The sequence below is a fragment of the Rhizobium leguminosarum genome, from assembly GCF_004123835.1.
GTDB classification, from domain to species: Bacteria; Pseudomonadota; Alphaproteobacteria; order Rhizobiales; family Rhizobiaceae; genus Rhizobium; species Rhizobium leguminosarum_M.
On record NZ_MZMU01000008.1, the window covers coordinates 1 to 23,914 of the forward strand.

Here is a 23,914-nt window from a genome sequence, read left to right on the forward strand (position 1 = left end):
CAGAACACAAACCAGCAATCGCCAATCCGCTTGAGTTTCACTAGAACGAAAGACTTCGTCGCCAGCAGCGCCGCCGCCCTCGTTCAGTGAGTGGGCTTATAGAACTAACCCTCCCAAACAGTCAACAGCGCTTTTCGAAAAATTTGATTTTTCTTTCAGGCAATTGTTTTTACAGGCAAAATTCCAGGCAACACGCGAATGCGATCGTTTCCCGGATTCCGACCGGTCTTACGCGGCCAGGAAAGATGAACGCCTTTCGACTTTTCGTGGAAAGAGCGCTCTTTTGTCTCCTGCGCCCCGACATCATCACAATCTGCTGGTCTTAAGAGACACATGATTCACACAGGCAAATGCAGGCAGACTGCCTGTTCTTGAGTGATTTGACTTCCATGCCCAAAATATGCACATCTTTCGCCCCAGCCAGGATGGCCGATCAATGCTCCCACAGACGCCTGATGTAAGGACGCGGACCCGACTGCCATGATGACGGAGAAAATGATGATCCGCTCGTTAGGCAACGAGCCTCCGCTTCTGGCCGACGGCAGACGCGCGCCCGACCGGCGCGAAGTTTCCTTGCGCTGGCTCTCGGGCACGTTCCTCACCGGCATTACATCTTCCGTCCTGATGGGGGTTGCTCTTTTTGCCGCCCTTGACGGCCGCCAGCAACTGGCGATCCCCGCCGAAGCCTATGCAAGTGTTGCGGCAGACGCGCATGAGGATACGACAGTGGTCCGCGGCGGCCGGCTGATCGCGCCCGCCATCGCCGCAAAACCGTCCGACCGTGCCATCATGGAAGTCTCAACCGTCGTCCACGACGGCGAAAAGGAAGTCGTGCGCCGCCAGCCCTTCGCGCATGTGAAGATGACGCTGGCCGCCAACCATGTGGCGACGGAGGACTATCCCGACTTCGATCCCCTGGCGATCTTCTCCGCCGACGAGCCGCAGCCCGCGCCGCAAAGCCGCACAGGCGCGCTTTACGGCTCCGACGTCGAATCCGAAGTCAGCCTCAAAACCATTCCCTTCCCGACCGGCAAGACCAGCATGCAGATGGCATCCGGCCTGTCGCTCGAGGAGGTCGAAGAGAATGTGCGCTCCAACGGCTCGGTGCTAACCGACGGCAACACTCAGCTCGCAGCCCTTTATTACGTCGATCCGCGTCGTTTCTCCAACGAGGACGCCGATGTCGATCTGACCGCCGGTCTGTCCGCCCGCGTGCTCGAACAGAACATGACGGTCTCCGCATCGGAATCGATCACGCCGCAGACCGAAGAATTTGCCGACGACATCCTGCCGGTGCGCGTCGACACGCCGATTGCCAAGGCGCTGACGGATTCAGGCTATCCGCAGCAATATGCCGATGGCATCGCCGGCTATATCGCGCAGCAATTGGGTTCCGGTGATCTCGACAAGGGCGACGTGCTGCGCATCGGCATCATTCAGAAGGGCGAACAGGCAAAGATCATCCGAGCCAGCGTCTACCGCGGCACGCGCCATCTCGTCACCGTGGCCGTCGACGACAAGGGCAGATACGTGCCCGGCAGTGAGCCGCCGATGCTGGATGCCATCGCCACCGCCTTCGATGACAATTCCTTCGCACCGCCCCCCGGCCAAAACCTGCCGCGCGTCTATGACGGCATCTATCGAGCTGCCCTTTCCTACGGCATGACCAAGGATATGACGGCGCTGATCATCAAGCTGCTCGCCAGCAATGTCGATTTCCAGGCGCAGTTGAGGCCGACCGACAGTCTCGAAGCCTTCTTCTCCGTCGCCGACAGCGCCGGTCAGGCGACCGAGGATTCCGAACTGCTCTATGTCAACGCCCGTTTCGGCGACACGCAGACGCGCTTCTATCGCTTCCAGGACCCCGACGACGGCACGGTCGATTATTTCGACGAGAACGGCAAGAGCATCCGCCAGTTCCTGCTGCGCAACCCGGTGCCGAACGGCATTTTCAAATCGGGCTTCGGCATGCGCCGCCACCCCATCCTCGGTTTCGCCCGCATGCACACCGGCGTCGACTGGGCAGCGCCGCGTGGCACGGCGATCATCGCCGCCGGCAACGGCACGGTCGAAAAAGCCGGCTGGGATTCCGGCGGTTATGGCAACCAGACGATCGTGCGCCATGCCAACGGCTATGAATCCTCCTACAATCACCAGAGCGCTATCGCCAAGGGCGTCGTCCCCGGCGCCAAGATCCGCCAGGGCCAGGTGATCGGCTGGGTCGGCACGACGGGCGAATCCACCGGCCCGCACCTGCATTACGAGCTGATCGTCAACGGCACCAAGGTCGATCCGCTGCGCATTCGCCTGCCAGGCGGAAAATCGCTGCAGGGCGAGGCGCTGGCGAAATTCGAAGACGAGCGCAAGCGCATCGATACGCTGCTCAACAACCAGACGCCAGACCAGGTGGCGAGCAAGTAATTCCGTTAAGCCGACAAGCTGATGACCCGCCGGCGTTACCCACGCCAAACGAAAAATGGCGGCCGAAGCCGCCATTTTCTCATTCATCCGGCAAACTGGGTTTACGCAGCTTCGCTCACCGTCTGCCTCGTCCTGAACTGCAGCCGGTCCGAACCGCTCGTCACCGTCACCGTCGATCCATCCGGCACCTGGCCGGACAGGATCTGCTCGGCCAGCGGATCCTGCACGAACTTCTGTATCACCCGCTTCAGCGGCCTTGCGCCGTAGACCGGATCGTAACCCTTGTTCGCCAGCCAGTGGCGGGCTTCCTCGTCGAGATCGATGACGATCTTGCGCTCGGACAGCAGAGCCACCAGCCGCTTCAGCTGGATATCGACGATCGCGCCCATCTCCTCGCGCTTCAGCCGATGGAAGAGGATGATCTCATCGATGCGGTTCAGGAATTCCGGCCTGAAATGCCCGCGCACGACCTCCATCACCTGCTCGCGAACCGTGTCGCTGTCGTCGCCGTCCCTCAGCTGCGTCAGATATTCGGCGCCGAGGTTCGAGGTCATGATGATCATCGTGTTGCGGAAATCGACCGTCCGGCCCTGGCCGTCCGTCAGGCGTCCGTCGTCCAGCACCTGCAGCAGGATGTTGAAGACGTCGGGATGCGCCTTTTCGATCTCGTCGAACAGCACGACCTGATAGGGCCTGCGGCGCACGGCTTCCGTCAGCGCTCCGCCTTCGTCATAACCGACATAGCCGGGAGGTGCGCCGATCAGCCGGGCAACGGAGTGCTTCTCCATGTATTCCGACATGTCCATGCGCACCATCGCCGTTTCGTCGTCGAAGAGGAAGCGGGCGAGCGCCTTGGTGAGCTCCGTCTTGCCGACGCCGGTCGGACCGAGGAAGATGAACGAGCCGATCGGCCGGTTCGGATCCTGCAGGCCGGCGCGCGCGCGGCGGACGGCGCGCGACACGGCCTGCACCGCATCGCCCTGGCCGATCACCGATTTCGCCAGCTCGTCTTCCATCCGAAGCAGCTTGTCACGTTCGCCCTCCAGCATCCTGTCGACCGGAATGCCGGTCCAGCGGGAAACGACATGGGCGATATTGTCGGGGGTGACCACCTCCTGCACCATCGCGCCGCGGTCGCCATCCTGCTTCTCGGCATCGACGAGCTGCTTTTCAAGGTCGGGAATGACGCCGTAGGTCAGCTCGCCGGCACGCTGGAATTCGCCTTTGCGCTGGGCGATCGCCAGTTCGTTGCGGGCATCATCGAGCTGCTTTTTGAGATCGGCGGCAAGGCCGAGTTTCTGCTTTTCCGCCTGCCAGCGGGCCGTCAGCGCATCGGCCTGTTCCTCGAGATCGGTCACTTCGGTTTCCAGCCGCTTCAGACGGTCGGCGGACGCGACGTCCGTTTCCTTTTTCAGCGCTTCGCGCTCGATCTTCAGCTGCATGATGCGGCGGTCGAGTTCGTCGAGCTCTTCCGGCTTGGAATCCACCTGCATGCGCAACCGCGCCGCCGCCTCGTCCATCAGGTCGATCGCCTTGTCGGGCAGGAAACGGTCGGTGATATAGCGGTTGGAAAGCGTCGCAGCCGCCACCAGCGCCGCATCGGCGATGCGCACCTTGTGATGCTGCTCGTATTTTTCCTTCAGGCCGCGCAGGATCGAGATCGTGTCTTCGACCGTCGGTTCGTCGACGACGACGGGCTGGAAGCGGCGGGCAAGGGCCGGATCCTTCTCGACATGTTTGCGATATTCATCGAGCGTAGTCGCGCCGACGCAATGCAGCTCGCCGCGGGCAAGGGCGGGCTTCAGGAGGTTGGAGGCATCCATCGCTCCATCCGCCTTGCCGGCGCCCACCAGCGTGTGCATCTCGTCGATGAACAGGATGATCTCGCCGTTTTCCGCCTGGACTTCATTGAGCACAGCCTTTAGCCGCTCCTCGAATTCGCCGCGATATTTCGCGCCGGCAATCAGCGCGCCCATGTCGAGCGCCATCAGTTTCTTGTCCTTGAGCGATTCCGGCACGTCACCGTTGACGATGCGCAGCGCCAGCCCCTCGACGATCGCCGTCTTGCCGACGCCGGGTTCGCCGATCAGCACAGGGTTGTTCTTGGTGCGGCGCGAAAGCACCTGGATGGTGCGGCGGATTTCGTCGTCGCGGCCGATCACCGGGTCGAGCTTGCCCTCGCGGGCTTCGGCGGTGAGATCGCGTGCGAATTTCTTCAGCGAGTCGAAACCCTGCTCGGCATTGGAGGAATCCGCCGTCCGACCCTTGCGGATGTCGTTGATGACCTGGTTGAGGCCCTGGGCCGTCACGCCTGCGTTCTTCAGCGTCGAAAAGGTCGAGGCCGAGGATTCGATCGCCAGCGCCTGCAGCAGGCGTTCCACCGTGACGAAGCTGTCGCCGGCCTTCTTCGCCGCTTCTTCGGCGGTCGAAAGGACCTTGGCGAGTGGTTGTGCCAGATAGATATTGCCGTTGCCGCCGGAGATTTTTGGCAATTTGGCGAGAGCCGCGTCATTGGCCAGGCGGGCGGCCTTGGCATCGCCGCCAGCGCGCTCGATCAACGACGCCGCCATGCCCTGATCGTCGTCGAGCAGGACTTTCAGCACATGTTCGGGCGTGAATTGCTGGTGACCCTGCGCCAACGCATAGGTCTGGGCGGACTGGATGAAACCGCGCACCCGCTCCGAATATTTCTCGATATTCATATTCTACCTCCATTGATCGCCCTGCCCTGACGAGGCGCAGACCGATGATTGAGATCGACCCCCTGAAAAGGCAGGTCGCACTTTGCCCGGCTGGGGCTCGGGCGAAGCAGTTCGAAGAGAATATGGTAGCCTGTTCTGCGAGTTTAAAGAGCCCATAAAATGAAAATCCCCGGCACAAGGCCGGGGATTTTCAAGCTAATTCGAGTAGATGGCATGAACTTCACGCTCTCCCTGAAGGGGAAGCGAAATCCTCATTCCGATGCGACGTCAGCCAGCACTGGCGCCTCGGCAGAGGCACCCTCGCCTTCAGCGGCGGCTTCTTCGCCCTCAGCGCCGCGACGCGGGCGACGGGGACGGCTGCCGGTGCTGCGGCGGCGGGGCTGGCGTTCGCGCGGCTGGCCGCCGGCACCTTCCTCGTCCATGGCGACTTCGGCCGGAATGCCTTCGATCTCCGGCTGCGGGCCGGTTCCATCGATGACCTCGGACTGGGGTGCCGGTGCCGGCGCCTGAGCGGCTACCGGCTTCGGCTGTGCCTGCGGCTGGTGCTGTCTACTCTGCTGCGGCTGTTGCGGCCTGCTCTGCGGCGGCTGGACGATAACGACATCGTCGCCGTCATTGTCATTCTCATTGTCATTGTTATCCATATCATCGCCGTCGCGGTCCGCACCGTCGCGATCATTGTACTCGCCGCGGTCGTCGCGCTGGAAGCGTTCCTGCATCTGCGCCTGGGCGCTGGCGATGATACGATTGTAATGTTCGGCGTGCTGGAGATAGTTCTCGGCCATCACACGATCACCGGAGCTATGGGCGTCGCGGGCCAGCTGCGCGTATTTTTCGGCGATATGCTGCGCCGTACCGCGAATCTTCACGTCGGGGCCGGAGCTGTCATAAGTCCGGGTGAGCGGATTGCCGCCCTTGCGGTTGAAATTGTTGTTATTGTTATTTCCACCGCCGCCGCCACCGCCGCCGTTATTGTTACCACGCCCTCGACCGCGCTTGTTCTGCTGTCCTGGCCTCATAGATCGTTCACCTGAATTCTCTGTTTGTGATGGATACATGGCACCAACCGCCATGACCGGAAACCGGGTCAGGACCTTTGTGCCGCGAGCATACTGCGCCTTTGCGCCGACCTGCCGCTTGGTTCTCAAATCAGTTTGACTGATTCACGCATTGGGTCGTGTTCAACCGTTGAAACTCTCGTTTAAAAGAGCGGACCCCCGAGGCAAACCAAGTACCGAACGAATCTCGTTCATTCCTATCTGCCCAACACGTGACCGCAGCCTATATTGCTTCACCGGGAAATCCAAGCCTTTTCTTCGCAATAACAATAATGTCCTGTTCAATGCCGCATTATCGTCTCTCATGCGAGCGCGAACACGAGCACCCTGTCGTTCTGACCATAATCTTTCACGGATTTGAGGCACCTGAAGCCTTTCGCTTCAAAGATCGCCGTCACGTCGTTTCGCTGATCGTAGCCGATCTCCAGTCCGACGACCCCATCGGGCCTGATGAACCGTGCCGCATCCTTGGCTATGGCTTTGTAAGCGTCAAGCCCATCCGGGCCGCCATCCAGAGCCGCAGCCGGATCAAATTTCGTCACTTCGGGAGCGAGATCGTGAATGACATTGGAAGCAATATAGGGCGGATTTGAGACAATCGCGTGAAAGGATCCCTGGATGTTCTCGAACCAACTCGACTGTACGACCTGAAAACGATCCTGCAATCCGTTTCTTTCTGCATTCGATCTTGCCGTCAGAAGTGCATCCGCCGATATGTCGCTGCCGACACCTGACCCATCAGGACACTCGCTCAAAAGCGCAAGGCATATCGCCCCGGTCCCGGTTCCCATGTCAAGGATATGGAGACGGCTTTGCGCCTTTGCAAGGTCTTTGAGATAGACGAGAACCGTATCGACCAGGATTTCGGTATCCGGCCGCGGTTCCAGCGTTTCCGCCGAGAGCCGCAACGGCAGGCCATAGAATTCCCGCTCGCCGAGAATGCGATGCACCGGCTCATGACCGAGCCGCCGCTCCAGCGCCTTGAATATCACTTCGGCCCGCTCAGGAGAGAGCCTTTCGCCCGATCGCGTCAACAGCTCGGTCGGCGACAATTTCAGAAGGCCCGCAACAAGCAGCCGCGCATCGGTCGCCGGGTCGACGATACCGGCCTCGGTGAAGCGACGGCGCGCTTCGGCAAGCATATCGGCGACCGTCGAGCTCATTGTTGCTCGCCGAGCTGCGCCAGCTGGCTGGCCTGGTAATCGGCCATCAGCGCGTCGACGACCTCCTCGATTTCGCCTTCCATCATTCGGTCGAGCTTATAGAGCGTCAGATTGATGCGATGGTCCGTCACCCGCCCCTGCGGGAAATTATAGGTGCGGATGCGTTCCGAACGGTCGCCGGAGCCGACCTGGCTTTTGCGATCGGCAGAGCGCTCGCTATCGGCTCTCTGCCGCTCGGCATCATAAAGCCTGGAGCGCAGCACCTGCATCGCCTTGGCGCGATTTTGGTGTTGCGATTTTTCCGAGCTGGTGACGACGATGCCGCTCGGCAGGTGGGTGATGCGCACCGCTGAGTCCGTCGTGTTGACGTGCTGGCCGCCAGCACCCGAAGAGCGCATCGTGTCGATGCGGATGTCTTCAGCCCGGATCTCGATGTCGATCTCCTCGGCCTCCGGCAGCACCGCAACCGTTGCGGCCGACGTATGGATGCGCCCCCCCGCCTCGGTCTCAGGCACACGCTGCACGCGATGCACGCCCGATTCGAATTTCAGCTTGGCAAAGACGCCCCTGCCGGTGATCGTCGCGATGATTTCCTTGTAGCCGCCGGCTTCGCCCTCACTCGCCGAGAGCACCTCCACCTTCCAGTCCTTTTCCGCCGCAAAGCGCTCATACATGCGAAAGAGATCACCGGCGAAAAGGGCGGCTTCCGAACCACCCGTGCCAGCGCGGATTTCGAGGATCGCGCTCTTTTCGTCGGCTGCATCCTTCGGCAGAAGCAGGATCTGCATCTCCTGTTCCAGCGCCTCGATCTGCTCTTTCACCTCGGGCAGCTCCAGCTCGGCGAGGTCGCGCATCTCGCGGTCGACCGACCTGTCCTCGAGCAGCGTTTCGAGATCGGCAAGCTCGGCGACCGCCTTCTCATAGACGCGGATCTTCGTCACGACAGGCTGCAGCTCGGAATATTCGGATGCGAGCTTCACATAGACATCGGCAGCCGGGCCAGCCGACATGCGCGCCTCGATCTCGCCGAAACGACGTTCCAGCTCGCGCATCTTTTCAACGGGAAGCTTCGCCACCCTTCACTCCGATTCTTCTTAATCTCTGTCTAAAGAGGAATATTGTGGCTCTCGGCGAAGCGGGCAAGCACCTCGCGCATCGGCATCATGGCGTGGTGATCGTCCAGCACCTCGCCCATCGCCTTCGTCAGTGCCCCGACATCGAGCCCGAGCAGCATCGCCTTCACCGGTCCGATCGAGGCCGGCGACATCGAGATCGAGCGGAAGCCGATGCCGAGCAGCGCCATCGCCGAGATGGGTTTGCTGGCGAGTTCGCCGCAGAGCGTCACCGGAGTCTTGTTCCGCTCCGCCCCGCGCACGATATCGCGCAGGATGCGCAAGAACGGCTTGCCGAGCGGATCGAAGCGATCCGAAACCCGTGCATTGCCGCGATCGACCGCCATCGAGAACTGGAAGAGATCGTTCGAACCGACCGAGACGAAATCGACCGCCTCCATCAACTCGTCGAGCTGCCAAAGCAGTGCCGGCACCTCCAGCATCGCCCCGAATTGCAGCTTGCGCGGCAGACCGTGGCCGAAGCGCGAGAGATGCTGCACTTCCTTCTGCAAGAGTTCGCGCACCATCTTCAGCTCGGAAACCTCGGTCACCATCGGCACCATCAGCTTCAGCTCGGTGTCGGCCGATGCCTTCAACAGGGCGCGCAACTGGGTGCGCAACAGTCCCGGCCGGTCGAGCGACAGCCGGATGGCGCGCCAGCCGAGTGCGGGATTTTCTTCCTCATGCCCACGGAAATAGGGCACGACCTTGTCGCCGCCGATATCGAGCGTACGGAAAGTGACGGTGCGGCCCGCCGCCTGTTTTATCACATTGCGATAGAACTGCTCCTGCTCCTCCGCCTTCGGCATGGTGGAGGCGATCATGAACTGCAGCTCGGTGCGGAAGAGGCCGATGCCCTCGGCACCCGATTCCGAAAGCTGCGGCAGGTCGACCAGCAGGCCGGCATTCATCATCAGCGCGATCCGCTGCCCATCCTTGGTCACCGGCTCGACGGCGCGCAGCGCCCGGAACTGTTCCTGCCGCCTGGCGCGGAAGCGGACCTTTTCCTCGTAGGAACGCCGGTGATCGGCCATCGGCCGCAGATGCACATGTCCCTCGTCGGCGTCGATGATCACAGCATCGCCGTTCTCGGCGAGCGCCACCACGCCCGCCGCCTGGCCGATGACGGGAATGCCCATGGCCCGCGCAACGATCACCACATGGCTCGTCACCGCCCCTTCTTCCAGCACCAGCCCGCGCACATTGGCGCGCGGATAATCGAGCAGTTCGGCCGCTCCCATAGCGCGCGCCAGAATGATCGCATCGCTGGGGAAACCTTCGCCGGTCGTCCGGCCGGTATAACCGGTCAACTGTCTGAGCAGCCGGTTCGCCAGATCCTCGAAATCATGCATGCGTTCGCGCAGATAGGGGTCGGTCAACCGCATCATCCGCGCCTTGGTGTCGCTCTGCACTTTCTCGACCGCCGCTTCCGCCGTCAGACCGTTGCGGATCGCCTCCTCGAGCTTGCGCACCCAGCCCTGGTCGTGCGCAAACATACGATAGGTTTCGAGCACCTCGCGGTGTTCGCCCTCCATCGAGACGTCGCGACGCGACAGCATGTCGTCGATCGAAATCCTGAGCGAGCCCATGGCTTCGGCCAGCCGCCGGATTTCCTTCTCGGCATCCTCGTTCAGCAGATTGGTGACGACGATGCGCGGCTCGTGCAGCACGACATAACCGAGGCCGATGCCGTCATTATAAGTGTCGCCGTCGACGGTGACCGAACGCGTCAGGTCGAGTTCGAGGCCGGGCTTGGTGATCTTCTTGAGCTCGCCGGTGGCGATCATCTCTGCAAGCACCATCGCCGTCGTCTCGAGCGCTTCCAGCTCTTCCTCGCGATAGTTGCGGCTCGCCTTGTTTTGCACGACGAGAACGCCGAGCGAGCGCCCGGTCCTGAGGATCGGCACGCCGAGGAAGGAATGGTAGATTTCTTCGCCCGTTTCCGGCAGGTAGCGGAAGGCAGGGTGCGACTGCGCGTCGGAAAGGTTCAATGGCTGGGCCGAGGCCGCGATGGTGCCGACCAGGCCCTGCCCCATCTTCAGTTGCGCCAGATGCACGGCCTCGCGGTTGAGGCCTTCGGTCGCGTAGAGTTCGAGGACGCCGTCGGCGCGCAGCACATAGACGGAGCAAACCTCCGCCACCATGTTGCCGGCGATCTGGCGAACGATCCGGTCAAGACGATCCTGCGGCTCCAGCGGCTCCGCCATCAACTCGCGCAGCCGCCTGAGCAGCACGCGCGGACCGCCGGAAAGGTCTCTCATGGCGTCTCAAGCTCCCGAAACAACGCACTTAGTCCCGGCGGGCCGGCCTCATCTCCTCAACCTGAAGGGGCAGGCCGCCCGCTGGGAATCAATTCTTATCCAGACCGTAGCAGGAATGCAAAGTCCTGACAGCGAGTTCTGCATAGGGACCGTCGATCAGGATGGAAATCTTGATCTCGGAGGTGGTGATCGCCTTGATGTTGATGCCTTTTTCGGCAAGTGCACGAAATGCGGTAGCGGCAACGCCCGCATGGCTGCGCATGCCGATGCCGATGACCGATACTTTCACCAGCCCCGATTCGTTCTGCACGACATCGTAGCCGATCTTCTCCTTATGGTCGCCGAGCACCTTGATCGCCTTCTCGACGTCGCCTGACGGTACGGTGAAGGTCATGTCGGTCTTCGACCCGTCCTCGGAAATATTCTGGACGATCATGTCGACATTGATATGGGATTCGGCGAGCGGCCCGAAGATCGCCGCGGAGACGCCCGGCCGGTCGGCAAGACGGCGAAGCGAGATCTGAGCCTCATCCTTGGCATAGGCGATGCCGGTGACTACTTCCTGTTCCACGATTTCATCCTCGTCACAAATCAGCGTTCCGGGCGGGTTCAGCAGATCGCCCATGCCCGGAGCATCGGGATCTTCGAATGATGAGCGCACGAAGGTGCGCACCTTGTGTACCATGGCGAGCTCGACCGAGCGCACCTGCAGTACCTTGGCGCCGAGCGAGGCCATTTCCAGCATTTCCTCAAAGGCGATCTTTTTCAGCCTGCGCGCCTTCGGCACGATGCGCGGGTCGGTGGTGTAGACGCCGTCGACATCAGTGTAGATATCGCAGCGGTCTGCCTTGACAGCTGCCGCGATTGCGACGGCCGAAGTGTCCGATCCGCCGCGTCCCAACGTCGCGATACGGTTGTCGGGTCCCAACCCCTGGAAGCCGGAGATGACGGCGACCTGCCCCTCGCCCATGCGCTTGACGATGTCGGAGCCGTCGATCTCCATGATCCGTGCTGCGCCATGCGCATTGTCGGTGCGGATCGGGATCTGCCATCCCTGCCAGGAACGGGCATTGATATCCATCGCCTGCAATGCGATCGCCAGCAGACCGGAGGTCACTTGCTCGCCGGATGCGACCACCGCATCATATTCCCGTGCATCGTAAAATGGAGAATTGGCGCCGATCACCTTCGGCGTGCCCTGGACCCAGCCGACCAGTTCATTGGTTTTGCCGGACATGGCCGAGACGACCACCGCCACCTCGTGCCCGGCATCGACTTCGCGTTTTACGTGGCGGGCAACGTTCTTGATGCGGTCCAGGTCAGCGACGGACGTGCCGCCGAATTTCATTACGATGCGTGCCATATGCCTCTACCACGACTGGCGCCGGGAAAGCGGAAAACCGGACCCGGCATCACGAAAGCTCTGGGGCAGACCGCTTGGGCCAAAGAACCGGATTGCCAACTTCTGGAACCGCTCTAAAAGCCCAGGCCCCAAAGGCCCCAAGTTGCGGCGTCTCTTAGCGAGTTTGGCGGGGGGAGGCAAGCGCGCGCGATAAAAGCTATTGGCGAGCGGTTCCGCGCTCGCCAATCCCCTGATCTGCGCCCCTTGACTTATGCCCCCGATCATCCGACTTCACATGTCAGAACGCAAGGAGTGGACGATGACGGAAACCGCCAGAAGCACGATCGACCAGGGCGAAGTGGACCGCTTCTCGGCGATGGCGGCGGAATGGTGGAGCCCGACCGGCAAATTCCGGCCGCTGCACAAGTTCAATCCCGTCCGGCTCGGCTATATTCGCGACAAAGCCTGCGAGAATTTCAGCCGTGATCCGAAAAGCGCGCGCCCGCTCGAAGGCCTGCGCGTGCTCGATATCGGCTGCGGCGGCGGTCTGTTGTCCGAACCTGTCGCCCGCATGGGCGCTTCTGTCGTCGGCGCCGATCCGTCCGAGAAAAATATTGGCATCGCCTCCACTCACGCGAAGGCCTCCGGCGTTTCAGTCGACTATCGCGCTGTCACCGCCGAGGAACTCACTGAGGCTGGCGAAACCTTCGATATCGTCTTGAACATGGAGGTGGTGGAACATGTCGCCGATGTCGAATTCTTTATGACGACCTGCGCGAAAATGGTCCGCCCCGGCGGCCTGATCTTTGTTGCCACCATCAACCGCACGATGAAGGCGGCAGCACTTGCCATCTTCGCCGCCGAGAACATTCTGCGCTGGCTGCCGCGCGGCACACATCAGTATGAAAAGCTGGTACGCCCGGAAGAGCTGGAAAAGCCGCTGGCCGCAAACGGCCTTGAGATCACCGATCGCACCGGCGTCTTCTTCAATCCGCTGTCGAACCAGTGGAATCTGTCTAGGGATATGGATGTCAACTATATGCTGGTGGCAAAGCGGCCGGCATAGTTCCGACCATCAATAAGTCGGCTAACTTTCAACAGGCGCGACCTAGACCGAAATTGTAGCGGGCCATACGCGCGGACTTCATGTCAGTTCACGTCTTCCGGCAAGACGGGAATGGCTGCGATCTCGATGCCCTCTTCCAAAAGCGCCTGCGCCTCGTCGACCGTCGCCTGGCCGATGATGCCGCGGGCATCCGCCTCGCCGTAATGGATCCTGCGGGCTTCTTCGGGAAACTGCGTGCCGACGTCCTCGGAATTGGCCTTGACCGCCGCAACGGCCTCCTTGAGTTTTTGCAGGGCCTCGCGGCGCATGGCATCCATCGCCAGCGTCTGCATCGCGTCCTTCCCACGCGCGGTCGACACCGAAGGCGCCATCAACAGCTTGGAAATGGCGGCGGAATGACAGACCGGGCAGGTCAGGAAGCCGGTTTCGACCTGACGGTCGAAATCGGCGCTCTCCGAAAACCAGCCTTCGAATTCATGGGCTTTGTCGCAGGTGAGGGAATAGCGGATCAAGCGGCGACGCCTCCGGCGACTGCCCCCGCAATCTTCTCGACCGAGAATTCCCGGCCATTCCTCAGGTTCGGGATCTTGTCATGCGCAGCCTTGACCGCACTCGGATCGATCTCGGCGACGATAACCGCCTCGCCGGTGGCGCCGGCCGACGCCAGCACCGTGCCCCAGGGATCGACGATCATCGAATGGCCGAAAGTCTCGCGCCCATCGTCATGCCGGCCGGCCTGCGCGGCGGCGATGACGAAGACCCCGTTCTCGATCGCCCGTGCCCTGAGCAGGATCTCCCAATGCGCCTCGCCGGTCTGCTTGGTGAAGGCGGCAGGAACTGTCATCACCTCGGCGCCGGCAACCGCCTGGGCGCGGAAGAGGGCGGGAAAACGCACGTCATAGCAGATCGCGAAGCCCATTTCGGCAAAGGGCAGCGACAGGACGCGGGCCTCCGAGCCTGCTGTATAAGCGGCACTTTCACGCCAGCTCTCGCCATTGTCGAGGTCGACGTCGAACATATGGATCTTGTCGTAGCGATTGAGAATCCTGCCGTCGGGACCGAACAGGAAACCGCGATTGGCGATCTTGCCGTCGGCAAGGGCGATTGCCGTCGAACCGACATGCATGTGGATGCCGAATTCCCTAGCGAGTTCTGAGCCGGTCCTGACGATGATGTCATGCGCCTCGTCGGCAAGCACGGCGCGTGCCGCTGTACGGTCTCGCTGCAGCATGCCGGTCATCTCGGGTGTCTGCACATAAGTCGCGCCCTGGCCAGCGGCCTCGCGCACCAGCCGCGCCATGGCGGCGGCATTCTTCACCGGATCGACCCCGGAGCACATCTGGACGGCGGCGGCCTTGAAGCTCATCGGTTCTTCCTCAGGCCGCCAGCATCGGGTCGAGCTTGCCGGCCCGATCGAGCGCAAAGAGATCGTCGCAACCGCCGACATGATCGGCGCCGATGAATATCTGCGGAAAAGTGGTACGCCCGTTCGACTTACCGATCATCTCCTGACGAAGATCCGGCGAAAAGGTCGCGTCGCGCTCGACATATTCGACGCCCTTTTCTTCGAGAAGGGACTTGGCGCGGGTGCAATAGCCGCAAAACTGCCGTGTATAGATGGTGACGGGTACCATAATCTCTCCAGACTGATGCCGGGTATTCCTGTCATATAGGCTCGGAGAGAGCCCTTGCAAAGGTCAAAACCGTTATGTCGGCCGCACCCGCCTTGCGTAGTGTCCGGCTTGCCGCAGCGACCGTCGCCCCTGTTGTATAGACGTCGTCGACGAGGACGATGCGCTTGCCGAAAATGTCGTTTTCGCAACCCTTGGCAATCGAAAAAGCGCCCCTGACATTGTCCTCGCGCGCCTTGGCGCCAAGGCCGACCTGCTGGCTGGTGCGCTTGACGCGAATAAGCGTGGCGGCAAGCAGCGGCTTGCCTGAGAGCCTTGCCATATGGCGGGCAAGCTCGGCTGCCTGGTTGAACTTGCGCGCCAGCATGCGGCTACGGTGCAGCGGCACCGGGATCAGCGCATCGCAGCTTTCGACCGTCCCGTCGGAAGCGCGCAGCATCCAGGCTGCCATCATCGGCGCCAGATCGGTGCGATCGCGATATTTGAGCCCATGGACGAGATCGCGGACCGCGTGGTCGTAGGTCGCCGCCGACCGCAGCCGGTCGAAGGGCGGCGGGTTGGCGATCGCCTCGGCGCTGAGGATGCCGGCACCGAGATCGTGCGAGAAGGGAATGCCGAGCACCTCGCAATAGGGCCGTTCGATGAAGCGGATGCCGGACCAGCATTTCGCGCAGAGCCCGCGATGGCCGCCGGTCGAAATGCCGCAGACGGAACAGGCCGGCGGATAGAAAAAATCGGCAAGCACCGAGAACGGCCGCAAGAGATGCACCCGCAAGAATTCTACCGGTCTTTCGAAATCGATTGGCACCATGCCGTCGAGACTAGCGTGTTCTTCGCGAAAGGAAAATCGTCTTGCCGCACGGGCGGCGCGGGACTAAGGACATCGCCATGGAAACGATCTTCGACAGAGCCCTGATCGCCGCACATCGCCATCGCGCGCTTGCCAACAACGATCCGAAAGCCGCCTTCCTGCTCGACATCGCCGCTGAGGAAATGGGCGAAAGGCTTTCCGTGGTCGAGCGGACCTTCGGGACCGCCGTCGAACTGCATGGCGCGACCGGTGCTGCCGCCCGGGCCGCGCTGGCAACGGGCAAGATCGGCACGATGATCCGCGTCGAAAGCGAGAAGGCCTATGCCGGGCCGGACGAAATCTTGATCGAGGCGCCGCTCGAGGACGTGCCGCTCGAACTGCAATCGGTCAATCTCATCCTTGCGCCGCTCAGCCTGCATCTGACCAACGATACGCCGGGTGTCTTCATCCAGATCCGCCGCGCCCTGAAGCCGGACGGCCTTTTCCTGGCAGCGATCCCCGGCGCCGGAACCCTGCAGGAGCTGCGCGACGTGCTGCTGGCTGCCGAGGTCGAGATGACAGGCGGCGCAAGCCCGCGTGTCATTCCCTTCGCCGATGTGCGCGATGTCGGCAGCCTCATGCAGCGCGCCGGCTTCACGCTGCCGGTGATCGACGCGGAAAACTATACCGTGCGTTATGATTCACTCTTTCCACTGATGCGGGATCTAAGAGCGATGGGCATGAGCAACCCGCTCGCAGCCCGCGCCCGGATGCCGCTGACGCGCGCCTTCTTCCTGCGTGCAGCGGAAATCTACGCCGAACGTTATTCCGATCCCGACGGACGCATCCGCGCCACCTTCTCGATCATCTACGTCTCAGGATGGGCGCCGCACGAGAGCCAGCAAAAGCCGCTCAGGCCGGGCTCGGCCAAGGCACGCCTTGCCGATGCGCTGAAGGTGGACGAGCACAAGCTCAGACAGTAGCAGCCGGCTGCTTCTTCAATTCACGGTCAGATTGTTGTTGATCACGTTGAAGACGTCGTGCAGGGCGCCGGAGAAGACCCCAAGAGCGGAGACGAGAGCGGCGCCAATGAGGGCGGCGACCAGGCCATACTCGATCGCCGTCGCACCTCTGGTATCTGCAACAAATGCTTTCAAAAGACGCATGACCCCACCCGCCGCGAGAAACCGACAACAAACGCCCAATTCCACGACCATCGGGACGATGGCCGGTATTTTTCAGCAACCGGCGCCGACACCGTAGCCCTGGACGACGCAGACCGAGCCGGGCGTATCCTGGAGGACGCTGCGGCGGATCGTGTAACGCTTGCCGCTTTCGCTCTTGGGGATCGATCCTGTCGTGATCGTATCGAAATCCGCCGGAGCACTGGCAAAGACGCTTTTCTTCGAGGAATCCGCAAGCATTGGCGTCAGAATAAGCGTCAGCGCGACCACCGCCGTGCCGAACAGGAGGGCGATATTCAGCGCACCCGTCCTGCGCGAGGCAGACGAGGCCCGTTCCTTTTCCCGGACAGCTTTCCAGAAATCATCGTCCATAACGTCAAGCCTTTTAATACACGCACGCCAGATGCTTGATTGAGGCCGATCTTTGGCAGAAGGTGTTAAACGATCCATTAATATCCACAGCCGAAAACGGTGTGGCACAATAATAATCAGACAATGCTAAAGTAAATCCTGCAACATCGGGATGAGCGGCTCGTCGGCCGGCGGCATCGGATAATCGCGCAGCGCCTGCGGGCGCACCCATTTCAGCGCCTGGCCCTCGCGGCCCTGGGGAATGCCCTCATAGCGCCGGCAGATATAAAGCGGCATCAAAAGGTGGAAGGTCTCGTAGGAGTGGCTGGCAAAGGTCAGTGGCGCAAGGCAGGCGATCTTGGTGTGGATGCCGAGCTCTTCCTCGAGCTCGCGCACCAGCGTTTCCTCCGGCGTCTCACCCGGCTCGACCTTGCCGCCGGGAAACTCCCAGAGCCCGGCTAGCGACTTTCCCTCGGGGCGCTGTGCCAACAAGATACGCCCATCGGCATCGATCAGCGCACAGGCGGCGACCAGCAATATCTTCCGGCCCGCCTCGCTCATCGCGGCTCCCTTTGCCAATAGCAATAATGATAGGCGTTGCGAAAACCGAGGCGCTCATAGAGTGCGATGGCCGGACGGTTGGACAGCTTCACCTGCAGCCAGGCCGAACGGGCGCTGCGCATGCGCGCCCAGCGCAGCGCCGAGGTCAGGATCTCGGTGCCGAGCCCCTCACGCCGGCGCGCCTCGGACACCGAAAGCGACATGATGCCGGCGAGGTCGTTGTCCTGGACACAGAGCACGGTCGCAAGCGGGCCGTCCGCCGCGTTCTCGATCATGAACAGGCCGGATGGCGGCTTGATCGCCGAAATGATTTCGGCAAGCGCCGGCTTCAGCGTCGGCGCCGCTCGGTCGACAGCAAGGTTGGCGTCGACGAAACGGCCGACATCATGGGTCGGCAGGTGATCGAGCGTATCCGGCAGCTCCGCCTCGGCAAGGTCGCAAGTCATCACCACCGTCTCGTCGAAGCGCGTCCAGTTCTGGGCGCGCAGAAGTTCGATCAGCACCGGCGAGGCAAGCGGCGTCTGACGGACCACGGCGGCGCGGCCATAGGCCTCGAACTTCCGGCTCGCTTTTTCCAGGCGGATTTCAACGTCGCGATGATCCGAGGGATCGAGCGGCACGATCGAATTCAGCCGGTTGGACGGGTGGCCGGCCGTCAGCCGCACCTGCCAGCTGCCGTCATATTGCACGGATGCCGCCGGCCAGGCGCGGAAGCCGACGGCCTCCAGCCTGCGCACCAGCGGCAGATTGTGTGAGGAAATGGATGCCTGCGCCAATGAACGATCAGCTCCGATAGTCGCCATTGATCGCAACATATTCCTTGGTGAGGTCGCAGGTCCAGACGGTTGCCGTGCCGGCACCCAGCCCGATATCGACTTTGACGGGGATATCCTGCGCCTTCATGACGTCCGAGGCCGCCGCCTCGGAATAATCGGGATCACGCTCGCCATTGACGGCGACCCTGATATCGCCGAACCAGATGGCGAGCCGGTCGCGGTCGGCCATCTCGCCGGATTTGCCGACGGCCATGACGATACGGCCCCAGTTGGCGTCTTCGCCGGCGGCCGCCGTCTTGACCAGCGGCGAATTGGCGATCGACAGCGCGATGCGCTTGGCGGCGGCATCGCTCTCGGCACCTGTCACGGTGATTTCGAGCATCTTGGTGGCACCCTCGCCGTCCCGCACCACCTGCAGCGACAAATCCTTCAGCACTTCGTTGAGTGCGGCCCGGAAGGCGGCAAGGCGCGGGTCGTCGGCGCGCTCGATGCGAGCATGGCCGTCCTCGGCTGCGGCGCCCGTTGCAAACAGCATCAGCGTATCGGAAGTGGAGGTGTCGCTGTCGACGGTCATGGAATTGAAGGTCGGGCCGACGCCGTCGGACAGAAGCGCCTGCAGCGCGGCAGGCGCAATGTCGGCATCGGTGACGACGAAGGAAAGCATCGTCGCCATATCAGGCGCGATCATGCCGGCGCCCTTGGCGATACCGTTGATCGTCACGGCCACGCCGCCGACCTCGGCGCTGCGGGTCGAAACCTTCGGATAGGTGTCGGTCGTCATGATCGCCTTGGCGGCCTCGAACCAGCAATCGCCGGTCGCTTCAACCTGCATCCGATCCAGAACGTCTGCGAATTTGGTGGCATCGAGCGGCTCGCCGATGACGCCGGTCGAGGCCAGATAGACCTCGTTTTCGGCGCAGCCGACGGCAGCCGCAGCCGACTTCGCCGTCAGTGCGGTCGCCTGGCGGCCCTTCAGGCCGGTGAAAGCATTGGCATTGCCTGAGTTGACGACGACGGCGCGGGCGCTGCCATGGGGGAGATTGGCCCGGCAGAAATCGACCGGCGCCGACGGGCACTTAGAGCGGGTAAAAACGCCCGCAACGGCCGCCGGTCTGTCGAAAACCATCATCAGCACGTCGGTACGGTTCTTGTACTTGATGCCGGCGGAAGCCGTCGCCATGCGCACGCCGCGCAGCGGTGGCATCGAGACGAAGGACTTCGGAGCGAGCGGAGAGACGGAACCGGACATGATGAGACCTGCCAATGAGCATTTCCAGGCGAAATGGAAACCGGTTCGCCGTCCGGAAATGCGACAACAAACGATGCCGGAGCATGATGCCGAAAAGTGTCAGCGGTTTTCGGACGACATCATGCTCTGCTTTTTGATTTAGACCCGGATTCAGATTTCAGGTCGATCAGGCCCTAATCATCCGGATCTAATGAAGGGCCCGGAAGAACCGGGCCCTGATGCGAAATTACTGCTTCGGTGCCGGGGCGACGGGCTCGCTGCTCGGCTCCGGCTGCTTGTTGGCCTGGTCGTAACCCTTGCGCAGCGTCTCGTCCACGATCTCGATCTTGGCAGAGGCCTTCGCCTTGTTCAGAAGCTCAAGATACTTGTCGCGCATGACGAGCTGACGAACCTGATCCTGAACCTGCTCGAAGGGCGGCGGCGGAGCGTCGCGCTTATCTTCGACCTTGATGACGTGGAAGCCGAAATCGGTCTTAACCGGCGTCTTGGAATAGGTGCCCTTCTCAAGCGCAAAGGCTGCGTCTTCGAATTCCTTGACCATGCGGCCGCGCGAGAAATAGCCGAGATCGCCGCCTTCCGACTTGTTCGGATCGGTGGACTTTTCCTTGGCGAGTTCGGCGAAATCCTTGCCGGCGTCGAGTTGCTTGATGATGTCCTTGGCTTCGTCCTCGGTCTTGACGAGGATATGACGGGCGTGGACTTCCTCCTGCTTCGGCAGGGCGGCGACTTCCTTGTCGTAGCGGGCCTTGACTTCGTCAGGCGTCACGATGTCGACGACATGCTTCTTGAAATAGGCATTGTGAAGCTCGCGGTCGGAGAGATACTGCATGCGCTTCTTGAATTCGTCGGTCTGATCGAGCTTCTCGGTCGCAGCGTCGGCGGCAAGCAGCTTCACGTCAATGGCGGCGGAAAGGGCTGCGACCTTCTTCTGGTCATCGGGAAGCTGCGCCAGCTGAGGGTCGAGATTAGCGACGGCGAGGTCGAGTTCCGACTGGTGGATCTCCAGGGTGCCGACCTTGGCGATGACGGCGTCATCGGCATAGGCCGGGGCCTGGAGCGCAACAAAAGTTGCAAACGCCAGAACGGCAAGTTTGTTGGTGCTCAACATGAAATACCCTTCACAGTTACATCGCCGGTTTCAGCATCCCCTGAATCCAGCTCAAAATAGCCATCAACACCGGATTGTGGCCTTTCTGTATCCGCCAAATCCGTTGACATCATTCGACCCCCCTCTTATCTGTCACGCAACCTCGCGTCCAGAACAGTTTCCGGGCGTTTTAAGGCGCGCGCCTGATTTTCGGCTGGGCCGCGAACAAGAAACGCCGGGGATGAATATTGAGAAAGGGCCAGTCATATGGTCAGCTTTGGCGGTATAGCCCGCAAGTTATTTGGGTCTTCCAACGACCGCCGCGTGCGGTCCTACCAGCCGAACGTCACTGCCATCAACTCTATCGAAGAGAAGACGAAGGCCCTGACGGACGAGCAGCTCGCGGCAAAGACCGTGGAGTTTCGCGCCCTGCTCGCCGAGGGCAAGACGCTCGACGACATTCTGATCCCGGCCTTTGCCGTCGTGCGCGAAGCCTCGCGCCGCGTTCTCGGCCTGCGACCTTTTGACGTACAGCTGGTCGGCGGCATGATCCTGCATTCGAATGCGATCGCCGAGATGAAGACCGGCGAAGGCAAGACCCTCGTCGCCACCCTGCCGGTCTATCTGAACGCGCTTTCCGGCAAGGGCGTGCACGTCGTCACCGTCAACGATTACCTCGCCCAGCGCGATGCCGCCACCATGGGCCGCGTTTACGGCTTCCTCGGCATGACCACCGGCGTCATCGTCCACGGCCTTTCCGATGAGGAACGCCACGCGGCCTATGCCTGCGACATCACTTACGCCACCAACAACGAACTCGGCTTCGATTATCTGCGCGATAACATGAAATACGAGAAGAACCAGATGGTTCAGCGCGGCCACAACTTCGCAATCGTCGACGAAGTGGACTCGATCCTCGTCGACGAGGCGCGCACGCCGCTGATCATCTCCGGTCCGCTCGACGACCGCTCCGAACTCTATAATACGATCGACGCCTACATCCCGCTGCTGGCGCCCAGCGATTACGAGATCGACGAGAAGCAGCGCTCGGCCAACTTCTCCGAAGAGGGCACCGAGAAGCTGGAAAACCTGCTCCGCCAGGCCGGCCTCTTGAAGGGCAACGCGCTCTACGACATCGAGAACGTTGCGATCGTCCACCACGTCAACAACGCGCTGAAGGCCCACAAGCTCTTCCAGCGCGACAAGGACTATATCGTCCGCAACGACGAAGTCGTCATCATCGACGAGTTCACCGGCCGCATGATGCCGGGCCGCCGCTATTCGGAAGGCCAGCACCAGGCGCTCGAAGCCAAGGAAAAGGTGCAGATCCAGCCGGAAAACCAGACGCTGGCCTCGATCACCTTCCAGAACTACTTCCGCATGTACGACAAGCTCGCCGGCATGACCGGTACGGCGCAGACGGAAGCGGAAGAATTCGCCAATATCTACAATCTCGATGTCATCGAGGTCCCGACCAACCTGCCGATCAAGCGCCTCGACGAGGACGACGAGGTCTACCGGACCTTCGACGAGAAGTTCAAGGCGATCATCGAGGAGATCCTCGACGCCCACAAGCGCGGCCAGCCGGTGCTGGTCGGCACCACCTCGATCGAGAAATCGGAACTGCTTGCCGAGCGCCTGCGCAAGCAGGGCTTCGACGACTTCAAGGTGCTGAACGCCCGCTACCACGAGCAGGAAGCCTATATCGTCGCTCAGGCCGGCGTGCCGGGTGCCATCACCATCGCCACCAACATGGCCGGCCGCGGCACCGACATCCAGCTCGGCGGCAACCTCGACATGCGCATCGAGCGCGAGCTCGGCGAAGTCGAAGCCGGTCCGGAGCGTGACGCCCGGATCCAGGCGATCATCGAGGAGATCAAGGAACTCAAGCAGAAGGCGCTCGAAGCCGGCGGCCTCTACGTCATCGCTACCGAACGCCATGAAAGCCGCCGCATCGACAACCAGCTGCGCGGCCGCTCCGGCCGTCAGGGCGACCCCGGCCGCTCGAAGTTCTACCTCTCGCTTCAGGACGACCTGATGCGCATCTTCGGCTCCGACCGCATGGACAGCATGCTGACCAAGCTCGGCCTCAAGGAGGGCGAGGCGATCGTCCATCCCTGGATCAACAAGGCCCTTGAGCGCGCCCAGAAGAAGGTCGAAGCCCGCAACTTCGACATCCGCAAGAACCTCCTGAAGTATGATGACGTTCTCAACGATCAGCGCAAGGTGGTCTTCGAGCAGCGCCTCGAACTGATGGAATCGACCAATATTTCCGAGACCGTTTCCGACATGCGCCGTGAGGTCATCGAGGACATGGTCGAAAAGCATATCCCCGAGCGCGCCTATGCCGAACAATGGGATGCCGCCGGCCTGAAGACCGGCGCTTTGAACATCCTCAATCTCGACCTGCCGGTCGAGGACTGGGTGAAGGAAGAAGGCATCGGCGAGGACGACATCCGTGAGCGCCTGACGGAAGCCGCCAATGCGGCCTTCACGGAAAAGGCCGAGCGTTTCGGCGACGACATCATGCATTATGTCGAACGCTCGATCGTCATGCAGACGCTCGATCATCTCTGGCGCGAGCACATCGTCAACCTCGACCATCTGCGCTCCGTCATCGGCTTCCGCGGCTATGCCCAGCGCGATCCGCTGCAGGAATACAAGTCGGAGGCCTTCGAGCTCTTCACGGCGCTGCTCAACAATCTGCGCGAGGCCGTCACCGCCCAGCTGATGCGCGTCGAACTGGTGCAGCAGGCCCCTGCCGAGCCTGAACCGCCGCTGATGCAGGCCCATCACCTGGATCCGACCACCGGCGAGGACGATTTCGCCCCGGCGATCTACCAGGCATCGGAAGTCATCGTTTCTCCTGAAAACCGCAACCCGGCTGACCCAGCCACCTGGGGCAAGGTCGGCCGCAACGAGACCTGCCCCTGCGGCTCCGGCAAGAAATACAAGCACTGCCACGGCGCCTTCGAACAGGTCTGAGGCAAGCCCTCAAAGATCCGCGAAAATGCCGCCTCCGGGCGGCATTTTCTTTTCTGCGGCAATGCCGGAGAGCCGGAATTTCAGAGTCGGACGGCAGACCCGATCCGGAACCGTTTCTTAACCCTGTTCTGTCAAGACTTCAGGGGCGATTTGCCTGACCTCAGAGTTTTGCGTG

General features: G+C 61.7%; 20 protein-coding genes. 4 read left to right on the forward strand and 16 right to left on the reverse strand.

Annotation, left to right across the window (positions count from 1 at the left end; translation table 11 throughout):
* Positions 1-480 precede the first annotated feature (480 nt).
* Positions 481-2,421 (forward strand): M23 family metallopeptidase, encoded by a 1,941-nt coding sequence (locus B5P46_RS12440; protein ID WP_033182109.1) that lies wholly within the window; start codon positions 481-483, stop codon positions 2,419-2,421.
* Positions 2,422-2,522: 101 nt separating this feature from the next.
* Here the strand turns inward: B5P46_RS12440 and clpB are convergent, their stop codons facing one another.
* The 6 genes from clpB to B5P46_RS12470 form a co-directional block, all read right to left on the reverse strand.
* Complete coding sequence (gene clpB, locus B5P46_RS12445; protein WP_129418916.1) at positions 2,523-5,123, reverse strand: ATP-dependent chaperone ClpB; 2,601 nt, start codon at positions 5,121-5,123, stop codon at positions 2,523-2,525.
* A gap of 251 nt (positions 5,124-5,374) precedes the next feature.
* Positions 5,375-6,142: a DUF4167 domain-containing protein gene (locus B5P46_RS12450; RefSeq protein WP_129418917.1), complete on the reverse strand. Its 768-nt coding sequence runs from the start codon at positions 6,140-6,142 to the stop codon at positions 5,375-5,377.
* A 341-nt stretch (positions 6,143-6,483) separates the two neighbouring features.
* Positions 6,484-7,344, reverse strand: coding sequence for a peptide chain release factor N(5)-glutamine methyltransferase (gene prmC, locus B5P46_RS12455; RefSeq protein WP_129418918.1), 861 nt, complete (start codon positions 7,342-7,344; stop codon positions 6,484-6,486).
* Positions 7,341-8,420 (reverse strand): peptide chain release factor 1, encoded by a 1,080-nt coding sequence (prfA, locus tag B5P46_RS12460; protein ID WP_129418919.1) that lies wholly within the window; start codon positions 8,418-8,420, stop codon positions 7,341-7,343. The genes prmC and prfA overlap by 4 nt, the downstream gene beginning before the upstream one ends.
* Positions 8,421-8,449: 29 nt before the next feature.
* On the reverse strand, positions 8,450-10,717 hold the full coding sequence (ptsP, locus tag B5P46_RS12465; RefSeq protein ID WP_129418920.1) for a phosphoenolpyruvate--protein phosphotransferase: 2,268 nt from the start codon (positions 10,715-10,717) through the stop codon (positions 8,450-8,452).
* Positions 10,718-10,805: 88 nt separating this feature from the next.
* A complete protein-coding gene (locus tag B5P46_RS12470; RefSeq protein WP_011653679.1) occupies positions 10,806-12,080 on the reverse strand; it encodes an aspartate kinase in 1,275 nt (424 codons plus the stop codon).
* Positions 12,081-12,378: 298 nt separating this feature from the next.
* Between B5P46_RS12470 and ubiG the strand changes: the two genes are divergently transcribed.
* On the forward strand, positions 12,379-13,125 hold the full coding sequence (ubiG, locus tag B5P46_RS12475; protein ID WP_129418921.1) for a bifunctional 2-polyprenyl-6-hydroxyphenol methylase/3-demethylubiquinol 3-O-methyltransferase UbiG: 747 nt from the start codon (positions 12,379-12,381) through the stop codon (positions 13,123-13,125).
* Between the two features lie 83 nt (positions 13,126-13,208).
* On the opposite strand, the gene B5P46_RS12480 is transcribed toward ubiG, so the two are convergent.
* From B5P46_RS12480 to B5P46_RS12495, 4 genes are read right to left on the reverse strand one after another with little or no spacing between them, the layout of a single operon-like run.
* On the reverse strand, positions 13,209-13,637 hold the full coding sequence (locus tag B5P46_RS12480; RefSeq protein WP_129418922.1) for a DUF1178 family protein: 429 nt from the start codon (positions 13,635-13,637) through the stop codon (positions 13,209-13,211).
* The gene (locus B5P46_RS12485; RefSeq protein ID WP_129418923.1) at positions 13,634-14,491 is read right to left on the reverse strand and encodes a carbon-nitrogen hydrolase family protein; all 858 of its coding nucleotides are present in this window, start codon (positions 14,489-14,491) and stop codon (positions 13,634-13,636) included. Before B5P46_RS12485 ends, B5P46_RS12480 begins: the two co-directional genes overlap by 4 nt.
* Before the next feature lie 10 nt (positions 14,492-14,501).
* Entirely contained in the window at positions 14,502-14,759 is a 258-nt protein-coding gene (gene grxC, locus B5P46_RS12490; protein WP_129418924.1) for a glutaredoxin 3, read from the reverse strand.
* Between the two features lie 31 nt (positions 14,760-14,790).
* The gene (locus tag B5P46_RS12495) at positions 14,791-15,567 is read right to left on the reverse strand and encodes a ComF family protein (protein WP_129418925.1); all 777 of its coding nucleotides are present in this window, start codon (positions 15,565-15,567) and stop codon (positions 14,791-14,793) included.
* 77 nt (positions 15,568-15,644) lie between these two features.
* Here B5P46_RS12495 and B5P46_RS12500 point away from each other — a divergent pair, with 77 nt between their 5' ends.
* Positions 15,645-16,529, forward strand: a complete 885-nt coding sequence (locus tag B5P46_RS12500; protein ID WP_129418926.1) for a methyltransferase domain-containing protein — start codon at positions 15,645-15,647, stop codon at positions 16,527-16,529.
* A 15-nt stretch (positions 16,530-16,544) separates the two neighbouring features.
* Here the strand turns inward: B5P46_RS12500 and B5P46_RS12505 are convergent, their stop codons facing one another.
* From B5P46_RS12505 to B5P46_RS12530, 6 genes are all read right to left on the reverse strand, one after another.
* Positions 16,545-16,712 carry a Flp family type IVb pilin gene (locus B5P46_RS12505; protein WP_129418927.1) on the reverse strand — a complete coding sequence of 56 codons (168 nt, stop codon included), beginning with the start codon at positions 16,710-16,712 and terminating at the stop codon, positions 16,545-16,547.
* 72 nt (positions 16,713-16,784) lie between these two features.
* Complete coding sequence (locus B5P46_RS12510) at positions 16,785-17,102, reverse strand: hypothetical protein (protein WP_003543245.1); 318 nt, start codon at positions 17,100-17,102, stop codon at positions 16,785-16,787.
* Between the two features lie 126 nt (positions 17,103-17,228).
* Positions 17,229-17,642 (reverse strand): 8-oxo-dGTP diphosphatase MutT, encoded by a 414-nt coding sequence (gene mutT, locus B5P46_RS12515; protein ID WP_011653687.1) that lies wholly within the window; start codon positions 17,640-17,642, stop codon positions 17,229-17,231.
* Complete coding sequence (locus tag B5P46_RS12520; protein ID WP_129418928.1) at positions 17,639-18,445, reverse strand: GNAT family N-acetyltransferase; 807 nt, start codon at positions 18,443-18,445, stop codon at positions 17,639-17,641. Before B5P46_RS12520 ends, mutT begins: the two co-directional genes overlap by 4 nt.
* Positions 18,426-19,667, reverse strand: a complete 1,242-nt coding sequence (gene argJ / locus B5P46_RS12525) for a bifunctional glutamate N-acetyltransferase/amino-acid acetyltransferase ArgJ (RefSeq protein WP_129418929.1) — start codon at positions 19,665-19,667, stop codon at positions 18,426-18,428. Before argJ ends, B5P46_RS12520 begins: the two co-directional genes overlap by 20 nt.
* Positions 19,668-19,893: 226 nt before the next feature.
* A complete protein-coding gene (locus B5P46_RS12530; protein WP_129418930.1) occupies positions 19,894-20,775 on the reverse strand; it encodes a peptidylprolyl isomerase in 882 nt (293 codons plus the stop codon).
* A 246-nt stretch (positions 20,776-21,021) separates the two neighbouring features.
* Between B5P46_RS12530 and secA the strand changes: the two genes are divergently transcribed.
* Positions 21,022-23,739 carry a preprotein translocase subunit SecA gene (secA, locus tag B5P46_RS12535; RefSeq protein WP_129418931.1) on the forward strand — a complete coding sequence of 906 codons (2,718 nt, stop codon included), beginning with the start codon at positions 21,022-21,024 and terminating at the stop codon, positions 23,737-23,739.
* The last annotated feature ends 175 nt before the right edge of the window (positions 23,740-23,914 follow it).

Excerpts from the sequence above, each read along its gene's own strand:
- B5P46_RS12440 (WP_033182109.1), top strand. The coding sequence starts at position 481 with ATGATGACGGAGAAAATGATGATCCGCTCGTTAGGCAACGAGCCTCCG.
- clpB (WP_129418916.1), bottom strand. The coding sequence starts at position 5,123 with ATGAATATCGAGAAATATTCGGAGCGGGTGCGCGGTTTCATCCAGTCC.
- B5P46_RS12450 (WP_129418917.1), bottom strand. The coding sequence starts at position 6,142 with ATGAGGCCAGGACAGCAGAACAAGCGCGGTCGAGGGCGTGGTAACAAT.
- prmC (WP_129418918.1), bottom strand. The coding sequence starts at position 7,344 with ATGAGCTCGACGGTCGCCGATATGCTTGCCGAAGCGCGCCGTCGCTTC.
- ptsP (WP_129418920.1), bottom strand. The coding sequence starts at position 10,717 with ATGAGAGACCTTTCCGGCGGTCCGCGCGTGCTGCTCAGGCGGCTGCGC.
- B5P46_RS12470 (WP_011653679.1), bottom strand. The coding sequence starts at position 12,080 with ATGGCACGCATCGTAATGAAATTCGGCGGCACGTCCGTCGCTGACCTG.
- ubiG (WP_129418921.1), top strand. The coding sequence starts at position 12,379 with ATGACGGAAACCGCCAGAAGCACGATCGACCAGGGCGAAGTGGACCGC.
- B5P46_RS12485 (WP_129418923.1), bottom strand. The coding sequence starts at position 14,491 with ATGAGCTTCAAGGCCGCCGCCGTCCAGATGTGCTCCGGGGTCGATCCG.
- grxC (WP_129418924.1), bottom strand. The coding sequence starts at position 14,759 with ATGGTACCCGTCACCATCTATACACGGCAGTTTTGCGGCTATTGCACC.
- B5P46_RS12495 (WP_129418925.1), bottom strand. The coding sequence starts at position 15,567 with ATGGTGCCAATCGATTTCGAAAGACCGGTAGAATTCTTGCGGGTGCAT.
- B5P46_RS12500 (WP_129418926.1), top strand. The coding sequence starts at position 15,645 with ATGGAAACGATCTTCGACAGAGCCCTGATCGCCGCACATCGCCATCGC.
- B5P46_RS12505 (WP_129418927.1), bottom strand. The coding sequence starts at position 16,712 with ATGCGTCTTTTGAAAGCATTTGTTGCAGATACCAGAGGTGCGACGGCG.
- B5P46_RS12510 (WP_003543245.1), bottom strand. The coding sequence starts at position 17,102 with ATGGACGATGATTTCTGGAAAGCTGTCCGGGAAAAGGAACGGGCCTCG.
- mutT (WP_011653687.1), bottom strand. The coding sequence starts at position 17,642 with ATGAGCGAGGCGGGCCGGAAGATATTGCTGGTCGCCGCCTGTGCGCTG.
- B5P46_RS12520 (WP_129418928.1), bottom strand. The coding sequence starts at position 18,445 with ATGGCGACTATCGGAGCTGATCGTTCATTGGCGCAGGCATCCATTTCC.
- argJ (WP_129418929.1), bottom strand. The coding sequence starts at position 19,667 with ATGTCCGGTTCCGTCTCTCCGCTCGCTCCGAAGTCCTTCGTCTCGATG.
- B5P46_RS12530 (WP_129418930.1), bottom strand. The coding sequence starts at position 20,775 with ATGTTGAGCACCAACAAACTTGCCGTTCTGGCGTTTGCAACTTTTGTT.
- secA (WP_129418931.1), top strand. The coding sequence starts at position 21,022 with ATGGTCAGCTTTGGCGGTATAGCCCGCAAGTTATTTGGGTCTTCCAAC.